The sequence below is a fragment of the Roseateles sp. genome (assembly GCF_039595595.1).
GTDB lineage: Bacteria > Pseudomonadota > Gammaproteobacteria > Burkholderiales > Burkholderiaceae_C > Roseateles.
The window spans coordinates 259846-269647 of record NZ_JBCNLG010000007.1; the positions used below are offsets into that span (position 1 = coordinate 259846).

9 protein-coding genes are annotated in these 9802 nt (G+C 71.0%); 8 read left to right on the forward strand and 1 reads right to left on the reverse strand.

Going from position 1 to position 9802, the window contains the following annotated elements; genetic code table 11:
* Nucleotides 1-14: 14 nt before the first annotated feature.
* Nucleotides 15-3077 carry an ATP-binding protein gene (locus tag ABDW61_RS11835; RefSeq protein ID WP_343638837.1) on the reverse strand — a complete coding sequence of 1021 codons (3063 nt, stop codon included), beginning with the start codon at nucleotides 3075-3077 and terminating at the stop codon, nucleotides 15-17.
* Between the two features lie 108 nt (nucleotides 3078-3185).
* Here ABDW61_RS11835 and ABDW61_RS11840 point away from each other — a divergent pair, with 108 nt between their 5' ends.
* The 8 genes from ABDW61_RS11840 to ABDW61_RS11875 all read left to right on the forward strand — a co-directional run bounded on the left by ABDW61_RS11840 (nucleotide 3186) and on the right by ABDW61_RS11875 (nucleotide 9664).
* The gene (locus ABDW61_RS11840) at nucleotides 3186-3488 is read left to right on the forward strand and encodes an urease subunit gamma (RefSeq protein WP_067283776.1); all 303 of its coding nucleotides are present in this window, start codon (nucleotides 3186-3188) and stop codon (nucleotides 3486-3488) included.
* Nucleotides 3489-3497: 9 nt separating this feature from the next.
* Complete coding sequence (locus tag ABDW61_RS11845; protein ID WP_343638838.1) at nucleotides 3498-4088, forward strand: HupE/UreJ family protein; 591 nt, start codon at nucleotides 3498-3500, stop codon at nucleotides 4086-4088.
* Nucleotides 4085-4402, forward strand: a complete 318-nt coding sequence (locus ABDW61_RS11850) for an urease subunit beta (RefSeq protein ID WP_343638840.1) — start codon at nucleotides 4085-4087, stop codon at nucleotides 4400-4402. The genes ABDW61_RS11845 and ABDW61_RS11850 overlap by 4 nt, the downstream gene beginning before the upstream one ends.
* Nucleotides 4402-6120 (forward strand): urease subunit alpha, encoded by a 1719-nt coding sequence (ureC, locus tag ABDW61_RS11855; RefSeq protein WP_343638841.1) that lies wholly within the window; start codon nucleotides 4402-4404, stop codon nucleotides 6118-6120. Before ABDW61_RS11850 ends, ureC begins: the two co-directional genes overlap by 1 nt.
* Nucleotides 6121-6774, forward strand: coding sequence for an urease accessory protein UreE (gene ureE / locus ABDW61_RS11860; RefSeq protein WP_343638842.1), 654 nt, complete (start codon nucleotides 6121-6123; stop codon nucleotides 6772-6774). It abuts the gene before it with no gap.
* On the forward strand, nucleotides 6758-7459 hold the full coding sequence (locus ABDW61_RS11865; protein ID WP_343638843.1) for an urease accessory UreF family protein: 702 nt from the start codon (nucleotides 6758-6760) through the stop codon (nucleotides 7457-7459). Before ureE ends, ABDW61_RS11865 begins: the two co-directional genes overlap by 17 nt.
* Nucleotides 7456-8121, forward strand: coding sequence for an urease accessory protein UreG (gene ureG, locus ABDW61_RS11870; protein WP_343638844.1), 666 nt, complete (start codon nucleotides 7456-7458; stop codon nucleotides 8119-8121). The genes ABDW61_RS11865 and ureG overlap by 4 nt, the downstream gene beginning before the upstream one ends.
* 73 nt (nucleotides 8122-8194) lie before the next feature.
* Nucleotides 8195-9664: a hypothetical protein gene (locus ABDW61_RS11875; protein ID WP_343638845.1), complete on the forward strand. Its 1470-nt coding sequence runs from the start codon at nucleotides 8195-8197 to the stop codon at nucleotides 9662-9664.
* Nucleotides 9665-9802 lie beyond the last annotated feature (138 nt).

Genomic DNA, 9802 nt, shown 5'->3' on the forward strand with positions numbered 1-9802 from the left:
TCCATTGCCACCGCTCACGCGGGATCGCCGCCACGCGCCAGGCCGCGCAGCATCGCCTCGAATTGGAACTGCAGCGCCATCGGACGCTGCGCCTCGCAGAACCCGCGCCACGCGGGATCGGCGGCCTCGATCTCGTCGAGCTGCCGCAGCACGCCGCGGTAGTAGCCCAGTTGCAGCGCCTCGCGCAATCCGGCGAGCCGCTCCGGCGGCGGCACGTCGATGGGCTCGGCGCGGGCAGGACGATCCGTCCGTTCGGTCGGCGCGGCGGCCCCGGTCGTGGCCGTCGAGACCGTCGAGATCGTTGAGACGGGCCACTCGCCATGCAGCTCCGGCAGGAACAGCCGCACGCGGAAGGTCGAGCCGCGTCCCGCTTCGCTCTCCACCGACATCTCGCCGCCCATCAGCTCGGTCAGCATCTTCGCGATCGTCAGACCCAGTCCCGCGCCGGGCGCGCCCGCGGTGGCGCCCACCCCGCGGGCGAAGGGCTCGAAGATCCGGGTCAGTTCCTCGGCCACCATGCCCGGCCCGGTGTCGCTGACTTCCAGCGTCGCCATCTCGCGGCCGTGCCGCGCGCGCAGCGTCACCTCGCCCGTGGTGGTGAACTTGATCGCGTTGCCCAGCAGGTTGATCAGGATCTGGCGCACCCGCTGTCCGTCCGCGCGGACCCATTCGGGCAGCGTTCCCTGCGTCTCGAAGCGGAAGCGCAGCCCCTTCGCCGCCGCCTGCGGCTCGACCAGATCGGACAGCTCCCGCAGCAGCTCGGCCAATCGCAGCGGCGCCGGCGTCAGGCTGAAGCGGCCCGCCTCGATGCGCGCGATGTCCAGCGTGCCGTCGATCAGCTGGATCAGATGCTCGCCCCCGCGCCGGATGACCTGCACGGCGTGGCGCCGCTGCGCGGGCATCGACGCATCGGCGGCCATCAGCTGCGCGTAGCCGAGGATGCTGTTCAGCGGCGTGCGCAGCTCGTGGCTGATCGTGGTGATGTAGCGGCTCTTGGCCTGATTGGCCGCCTCCGCCGCGGCGCGCGCGCGCTCGGCCTGCTGGCGCGCTTCCTGCAGCGCCAGGTCGGTGCGGCGGTGGGAGTCGATCTCATGCATCAGCGCCTGCGTCTGGCGCCGGGACTCCTCGCGCGCGACCTCGCGGCTCTGACGCGCCAGCACCAGCCACCACGCCACGGTGCCGGCCACCAGCAGCAGCACGAAGAAGGCCTTCAGCAGCCCCGACTGCATGGCCTCCCGCGCGGCGGCGTCGATCCAGGGCAGTTGCCGCAGGTGCCGCCACTGCTGGTGGTGGAGCAGACCGAAGAGCGCCGCGAGCAGCGGCGTGATCACGGCCATCAAGAGCAGGTAGTGGCCCAGGCCCGCGTCGAGGTAGGGCCAGCTGCGCCGCGGCAGCACCCGCCGCAGCGCCGCGGACCACTGCGCCGCCAGACTGGCCCCCGGCTTGCACAGGTCGCCGCAGCGCGCGTCCAGCGTGCAGCACAGCGAGCAGATCGGCCCGCGGTAGGCCGGGCAATGGGCCATGTCCGGGCCTTCGTAGTCGCGCTCGCAGATGACGCAGCGCCGCGTCCCGCCAGCGGCCGCCGCGCGGATCTCTTCGGCCGGCCGGGCGAGGTAGTAGCGCCCCTTCGTCGCCCACGCGATCAGCGGCGCGGCGGTCAGCGCCGTCACCATGGCGATCGCTGCCGACCAGGCCTGTGCCAGCGTCCCCATCAGGCCCAGATGGGCAGCCACTGACAGCACCGAAGCCAGCGCCATCGCGCCGACGCCGACGGGGTTCACATCGTGCAGATGCGCGCGCTTGAACTCGATGCCCGGCGGCGAGAGCCCCAGCGGCTTGTTGATCACCAGGTCCGCGACGACGGTCATGATCCAGGCGATCGCGACATTGGCGTAGAGGCCCAGCACATGGCCGAGCGCCTCGAACACGTTCATCGACATCAGCATGAAGGCGATCAGCGTGTTGAACACCACCCACACGACGCGGCCCGGATGGCTGTGCGTGAGCCGCGAGAAGAAGTTGCTCCACGCCAGCGAGCCCGCATAGGCGTTGGTGACGTTGATCTTCAGCTGCGAGACGACCACGAACAGCGCCGTCGCCGCCACCGCCCAGCCGTAGCGCGGGAACACGTACTCGTAGGCGGCCAGGTACATCTGGTTGGGGTCGACGGCGCGCTCGGGCGGCACCGCGTGGCTGACCGCCAGCCAGGCGAGCAGCGCGCCGCCCAGCATCTTCAGCACGCCCAGCACGATCCAGCCCGGCCCGCCGGCCAGCACCGCGGCCCACCAGCCCAGCCGGTTGCGGGCGGTCTGGCGCGGCATGAAGCGCAGGTAGTCGGCCTGCTCCCCCATCTGCGTGATCAGCGCGACGCCGACCGTCAGCGCCGCACCGAAGGCGTGCAGGTCGAAGGCCGCCGTGCCCGATTGCGACCCAACTTGGGTCGTGACGCCGTCGAACGCACCAGGATGACGCCAGCCCACCCAGGCGAAGGGCAGCACCAGCAGCGCCAGCCACAGCGGCTGCGTCCACAGCTGCAGCCGGCTGATGGCGGAGATCCCGTGCGTGACCAGCGGGATCACCGCCAGCGCGCAGATCAGGTAGCCCCACTGCGGCGGGATGTCCAGCGCCAGGTCCAGCGCGTAGGCCATCACCGCAGCCTCGAGCGCGAAGAAGATGAAGGTGAAGCTGGCGTAGATCAGCGAGGTCAGCGTCGAGCCGATGTAGCCGAAGCCCGCGCCGCGCGTCAGCAGGTCCATGTCCACGCCGTGCCGGGCCGCGTAGACGCTGATCGGCAGGCCGGCCAGGAAGATGATCAACCCGGTGGCCAGGATCGCCAGCGCCGCATTGGTCCAGCCGTACTGCAGCAGCAGCGTCGCGCCCACCGCCTCCAGGATCAGGAAGGACGCCGCGCCGAAGGCGGTGTTGGCCACGCGCCAGGGCGACCAGCGCCGGAAGCGCTGCGGCGTGTAGCGCAGCGCGTAGTCCTCCAGCGTCTCGCGCGCCACCCAGGCGTTGTAGTCCCGCCGCAGCGCGATGACATGCTGCGGGGCGTCGCGGGCGGGGAGCGGGGCGTCCATGGTCGGGATGAGGCTCCGATTGCATGAACCGTGCCCGCACCGGCATGGGGCTTGCTAGAGCCTGGGCAGCAACCAAGAATGGCGCATCGATCGCCACTGCCGCCCGTCATGGAACTCACGCCCAGAGAGAAAGACAAGCTGCTGATCTTCACCGCCGCGCTGCTCGCCGAGCGGCGCAAGGCCCGCGGGTTGAAGCTCAACTATCCGGAAGCCGTCGCCTTCCTCAGCGCCGCCGTGATGGAGGGCGCCCGCGACGGCAAGACCGTCGCGCAGATGATGAAGGAGGGCCGCGAGCTGCTGACCCGCGACGACGTCATGGACGGCGTGCCCGAAATGATCCCCGACATCCAGGTCGAGGCCACCTTCCCCGACGGCACCAAGCTGGTCACCGTCCATCAACCGATTCCCTGAGGAGCTCCGATGAGCCGACGCCTGATCCGACGCATCCTGGCCGCGACGGCCTTCGCCGCGCTGCCCGCCCAGGCCTTCGCCCATGCCGGCGACGCCGCCCACGAGCATGGGCTGGCGGCCGGCTTCCTGCATCCGTTCACCGGCCTGGATCACCTGGCCGCGATGCTCGCCGTCGGCCTGTGGAGCGCGCTCACGCAGACCGGCCGCCGCATGCTGGCCGCGCCGCTGGCCTTCGCCGCTCTGCTGCTGGCGGGCGCCTTGATCGGCACCGCGGGCGTGTCGCTGCCTGGCGTGGAGCCGGCGGTCGCCGCCTCGGTGCTGGTGCTCGGTCTCATCGCCGCGGCGCGCTGGCACCTTGGCGCGAGCGCCTCGGCCGCGCTGGTGGGCGCCTTTGCCGTCTTCCACGGCCTGGCCCATGGCGCGGAGCTGCAGGCCGGGGCCGCGCTCGCCGGCATGGTCGCCGCGACGGCGCTGCTGCATGCGCTCGGGCTCGCCCTTGGGCTGAAGCTGCGCGCGCTGGCGCCGGTCTGGTCGCGCGCGGCCGGCGGCGCCATCGCGCTGCTCGGACTGGGCCTGCTGACCCGGCTGGTGATCGCATGAACGCGCGCCTCATCCCGGGCGAGCTGCTGGTCGACGAGGGCGAGCTCGCCCTCAATCCCGGCCGCCGCACTGCGACGCTGACCGTCGTCAATGGCGCGGACCGGCCCATCCAGGTCGGCTCGCACTATCACTTCGCCGAGACCAATGGCGCGCTCGTCTTCGACCGCGAGGCGGCGCGCGGCATGCGGCTGAACATCGCGTCCGGCACCGCCGTGCGCTTCGAGCCCGGCCAGCAGCGCACCGTCGAGCTGGTCGACATCGCCGGCCACCGCGAGATCTGGGGATTCCGCGGCCTGGTGCAGGGAGCGCTCTGATGGCCCGCATCGGCAAGCGTGCCTACGCCGAGATGTTCGGTCCCACCGCCGGCGACCGGCTGCGGCTGGCCGACACCGCCCTGGTGATCGAGGTCGAGCAGGACCTGACCCTGCGCGCCGGCGGTTACGGCGAGGAGGTCAAGTTCGGCGGCGGCAAGACCATCCGCGACGGCATGGCCCAGTCCCAGCGCACCCGCGCGCAGGGCGCCGTCGACACGGTGCTGACCAACGCGCTGATCCTGGACCACTGGGGCATCGTCAAGGCCGACATCGGGCTCAAGGACCACCGCATCGTCGCCATCGGCAAGGCCGGCAATCCGGACACGCAGCCGGGGGTGGACATCGTCATCGGCCCCGGCACCGAGGTCATCGCCTGCGAGGGCGCGATCGTCACCGCCGGCGCGATCGACTCCCACATCCACTTCATCTGCCCGCAGCAGATCGAAGAGGCGCTGGCCAGCGGCGTGACAACGATGCTGGGCGGCGGCACCGGCCCGGCCACCGGCACCTTCGCCACCACCTGCACGCCGGGGCCGTGGCACATCGAGCGCATGCTGCAGGCGGCCGACGCCTTCCCGATGAACCTGGGCTTCCTCGGCAAGGGCAATGCGAGCCGGCCCGAGGGCCTGCTCGAACAGATCAAGGCCGGCGCGATCGGGCTGAAGCTGCACGAGGACTGGGGCACGACGCCGGCGGCGATCTCGAACTGCCTGGACGTGGCTGAGGCCACCGACACGCAGGTCGCGATCCACACCGACACGCTCAACGAAAGCGGCTTCGTCGAGGACACGGTGGCCGCCTTCAAGGGCCGCACCATCCACACCTTCCACACGGAAGGGGCGGGCGGCGGCCATGCGCCGGACATCCTCAAGGTGGTCGGCGAGCCCAACGTGCTGCCGAGTTCCACCAACCCGACGCGGCCCTACACGATCAACACGCTCGACGAGCACGTCGACATGCTGATGGTGTGTCATCACCTGGACCCGGCGATCGCCGAGGACCTGGCCTTCGCCGAAAGCCGCATCCGCAAGGAGACCATCGCGGCCGAGGACATCCTGCATGACCTCGGCGCGATCAGCATGTTCAGCTCCGACTCGCAGGCGATGGGCCGCGTGGGCGAGGTGATCCTGCGCTGCTGGCAGACCGCGCACAAGATGAAGCAGCAGCGCGGGCAACTGCCTGGCGATTCGGATCGCCACGACAACGGGCGCGTGAAGCGCTACGTCGCCAAGCTCGCGATCAATCCGGCGATCGCGCATGGCGTCTCGCACGAGGTCGGCAGCATCGAGGTCGGCAAGTGGGCCGACCTGGTGATCTGGAAGCCGGCGTTCTTCGGCGTGAAGCCGTCGCTGATCCTCAAGGGCGGCGTGATCGCGATGGCCGCGATGGGCGACCCGAACGCCTCGATCCCGACGCCGCAGCCGGTGCACTACCGGCCGATGTTCGGCAGCTTCGGCGGGTCGCTGGCGCGGGCCTCGCTGAGCTTCGTGTCGCAGGCCGCGATCGCGGGCGGCGTGGCCGGGCGCTATGGACTCGCCAAGACGGCGGTGGCGGTGAAGGGCATCCGCGGCGTGGGCAAGAAGGACATGGTCCACAATGCCTACGCCCCGCGGATGGAGGTCGATCCCCAGACCTACGCGGTGCGCGCCGACGGCCTGCTGCTGCACTGCGAGCCCGCCGCGGTGCTCCCGATGGCGCAGCGCTACTTCCTGTTCTGAATGATCCAAGTCTCCAAACTGCTGGCGCAGGGCGCCGGTCTGGCGCCGGTGCTGCTCAAGCGCGCGGCCACCGTCACGCTCGACTGGGACACGCGCCAGAAGAGCCGCTTCCAGGCCACCGACAGCCTGGGCCGTGAGCTCGGCGTGTTCCTGCCGCGCGGCACCGCGGCGCGCGGCGGCGACGTGCTGGTGGCGGAGGACGGCTCGCTGGTGCGCGTGCTCGCCGCGCCGCAGCCGCTGCTGCGCATCACGGCCTGCACGGCGCATGGCTCGCCGTTCGACCTGGTCCGCGCGGCGTATCACCTGGGCAACCGCCACGTGCCGATCGAGCTGAAGCCTGACCATCTGAAGATCGAGCCCGACCACGTGTTGGCCGATCTGCTGCGCGCGATGCACCTGATCGTGAGCGAGGTCGAGGAAGGCTTCGAACCCGAGGGCGGCGCCTACGCGGCCGGCGGGCATGGGCCCTCGCACGGTCATGGGCATTCGCACGGTCATGGGCACGATCACCCCCATGAACACGGCCATGCGCACGATCATGGCCATGATCACGGGCACGACGGCGCGCAGAAGCATGCCGGCCGCAAGACGATCGCGATCCAGGCGGCCGCGGCGCCGCACGTGCACGGCCCGGGCTGTGGCCACGATCACTGATCCCGTGGCGCCGCTGCTGCGGCTGCTGTGGCTCGCGTCACCCGCACTGCCGATCGGCGCGTTCTCCTATTCGGAAGGGCTGGAATCGGCGGTCGAGCACGGCCTGGTGCGCGATGACGCGAGCGCCGCGGATTGGCTGGAGCAGCAGTTGGGCTTGCTCGCACGCGGCGACCTCGCGGCGATCGCTCACGGCATTGCCGCCTGGCGCGCGAATGACGAGACCGCGCTGCGCGAACTCGCGCTGTGGCTGCGCGTCACGCGCGACGGCGCCGAGGCCCGGTTGCAGAGCGAGCAGATGGGCCAGTCACTGCTGGTGTGGCTGCGCACGCAACCGATGGCGACGCCGGCCCAGCTCGCGCTGCTGGCCGAGTGCTGCGGCGGCCACGCGCCGCCGCATGCGTTCGTGATGGCGCTCGCGCTGGCGGGGATCGACGTTCCCATCGAGCAGGCGCTGCAAGCCCAGGTCTTCGGCTGGGCCGAGAACCAGGTCCAGGCCGCGCTCAAGGCGGTGCCGCTGGGCCAGACCGCGGGCCAGCGCGTGCTGACGCGGCTGGCCGCCCGCATTCCCGCCGCGGTGGCCGAGGCCCTCGCGACGCCGCCCGCCCGGCGGCAGCTCTTCGCGCCGAGGCTGTCCATCCTCGCCGCGCGCCACGAAACCCAATACTCGAGACTGTTCCGATCATGAGCACCACCACCACCGCTTCCCCGCTGCATCACATCCCCGGCCGCACCAAGCGTCTGCCGCCGCTGCGCGTGGGCATCGGCGGTCCGGTCGGGTCGGGCAAGACGACCTTGCTGGAGATGCTGTGCAAGGCGATGCGCGACAAGTGGGACCTGGTCGCGATCACCAACGACATCTACACGAAGGAAGACCAGCGGCTGCTGACGGTCAGCGGCGCGCTGCCGCCGGAGCGCATCCTCGGCGTCGAGACCGGTGGCTGCCCGCACACGGCGATCCGCGAGGACGCGTCGATCAACCTCGAGGCGATCGACCGGATGCTGGTGCAGTTTCCCGATGCGGATGTCGTGTTCATCGAGTCCGGCGGCGACAACCTGGCCGCGACCTTCAGCCCGGAGTTGAGCGACCTGACGATCTACGTCATCGACGTGGCCGCCGGCGAGAAGATCCCGCGCAAGGGCGGGCCCGGCATCACGAAGAGCGATCTGTTCGTGATCAACAAAACCGACCTCGCGCCGCACGTCGGCGCGAATCTCGAGATCATGGAAGCCGACACCAAACGGATGCGTCCGACGCGGCCCTTCGTGATGACCAACCTCAAGACGCTGAGCGGACTGGACGAGGTGGTCCGCTTCATCGAGCGGCAGGGGATGCTCGGCAGCGCCTGAGCCCGGCCGCGTCCGGCGACCACGCCCGCAGGAGGGAAGAACCCGCGGGGGCGGTGACGCGGACTGAGCGGCGATGCAGCCCTTCGTCCTTCCGATCCACGGCCCGCGGCCGGGTGTCGCCGACTCGATGTCGTCGATGTCGCCGGCGGCATCGGCCGCGTCGATCACCTCATCGGAGTCGCCGTTGTCGGCGATGTCGTCCGTCTCCGACGCGCCGTTGATCGAGGCGTCGGTCCAGGCCATCGGCAGCGAGGGACGCGAGCAGGCGGCCCGGCTGGCGCGGCAGCTCGTCGACGGGATCGATCTGCGCGTGGCGCCGGGCTCGATGGCGGCCGGCATCGATCGCTTCGCCATCGAGGGCGACGCCGCGCAGTTGCCTGAGGCGCTGCGGGCGGCCACGCTTCGGGCGCTGGATGCCGAGCCGTCGCCGCTGTGCCCGAGCAGCCGCTTGCGCGCGCTGATCGCCGCGATCGGCCGGGCACTGGTCAATGCGGCGCATTGCGGTGCGCGCAATTTCGCCTCGGTGGCCTTGCCGACGATGGCGCGGCAGGCGGTGGGACGGACGATCGACATGGCACTCGAGCACAGCGTGTCGGAGGCGGCGCGCACGCTGCTGTCCTGCGCGTGCCTGGCGGTGCCGGTCGTTGGTCAGGCCGTGCTGCTGATCCGCGATGAAGCGCGCGGCGAGGCCACCCGCTATTCGCGCGCCACGCGGGTGGTGCTGATGGCGCTGCCCGCCGGCGCTGGGTTGTTCGGCGCCGCCACGGGCACGCTGCTGAACGCGGGCATGCGCTTCTCCGAAGTGGTGCTGTATCCGCTGCTGCGCGACAGCGTGCAGGCGCGCTGGCCGATGCTGACGTCACCGGACAGCGGGCCGACGCGGACGTCGCTCGCCCTCACGGGCCTGGGCTATGCGATCAATCAGTTGGCGGTGAGCCGCGCGTTCGCGGCGGCGCCGGACATGGATGCCTCGGCCCAGGTGCTGCTGCCGGGCGGCCTCGCGCTGCGCGGGCTGGCGAACTGGGGCGGGGAGGCGCTCGATCTGTGGACACTGCTGATGCTCCATCACCTGTGCCGGCATGGGACGGGGACGCAGCCGGCGATGCGCATCGGGCAGGGCAGCCTGCGTCAGGCGCTGCGCACGCCGGAACACTGGGCCACGATGTTGTCGCGCGGCAGTTTCGTGTCGAGCTTCAACCAGCTCTACGACTCGCTGCTGGACGATCGGACCCTCGCGCGATGGCTCAGGCCCGCGGTGGGGGCGGCCGCCGCGCCGCGGGCGGCAGACTGGCTGACGGAGCTCATCGCCGGCGCGTTGACCGCGCCGTCGTACCTGTTCTGGACCGATCCGCTGCATGCGCGCGGGATTGAGCTGCAGACGCTGGAGGCGCAGCGGCGAGGGGTCGCGCCACCGCGGCAGTTCGCGGGGAATGCGAGGGAACCCGCGGTCGCGGGCGGCATCGGCGTCGAGCTCACGGCCTATCGCGCGCGGCGTGACACCGAGCCGGCGGACGAGGCCGATGGCCATCCGCATCGCGAGTAACTACCGCAGCTGTCTTACTCCCTCGCCCGCTTGCGGGAGAGCAACCGTGTCAAGCGCTCTCGATTTGCCTCCATGGTTGACCGGACTTGAGGATGGCGTTGAGGATGATCAGCAGCTTGCGCATGCACGCGGTCATGG

What these genes read in the sequence shown, in the direction of transcription:
- ABDW61_RS11835 (WP_343638837.1), bottom strand. Translation starts at nt 3,077, where the DNA reads ATGGACGCCCCGCTCCCCGCCCGCGACGCCCCGCAGCATGTCATCGCG.
- ABDW61_RS11840 (WP_067283776.1), top strand. Translation starts at nt 3,186, where the DNA reads ATGGAACTCACGCCCAGAGAGAAAGACAAGCTGCTGATCTTCACCGCC.
- ABDW61_RS11845 (WP_343638838.1), top strand. Translation starts at nt 3,498, where the DNA reads ATGAGCCGACGCCTGATCCGACGCATCCTGGCCGCGACGGCCTTCGCC.
- ABDW61_RS11850 (WP_343638840.1), top strand. Translation starts at nt 4,085, where the DNA reads ATGAACGCGCGCCTCATCCCGGGCGAGCTGCTGGTCGACGAGGGCGAG.
- ureC (WP_343638841.1), top strand. Translation starts at nt 4,402, where the DNA reads ATGGCCCGCATCGGCAAGCGTGCCTACGCCGAGATGTTCGGTCCCACC.
- ureE (WP_343638842.1), top strand. Translation starts at nt 6,121, where the DNA reads ATGATCCAAGTCTCCAAACTGCTGGCGCAGGGCGCCGGTCTGGCGCCG.
- ureG (WP_343638844.1), top strand. Translation starts at nt 7,456, where the DNA reads ATGAGCACCACCACCACCGCTTCCCCGCTGCATCACATCCCCGGCCGC.
- ABDW61_RS11875 (WP_343638845.1), top strand. Translation starts at nt 8,195, where the DNA reads ATGCAGCCCTTCGTCCTTCCGATCCACGGCCCGCGGCCGGGTGTCGCC.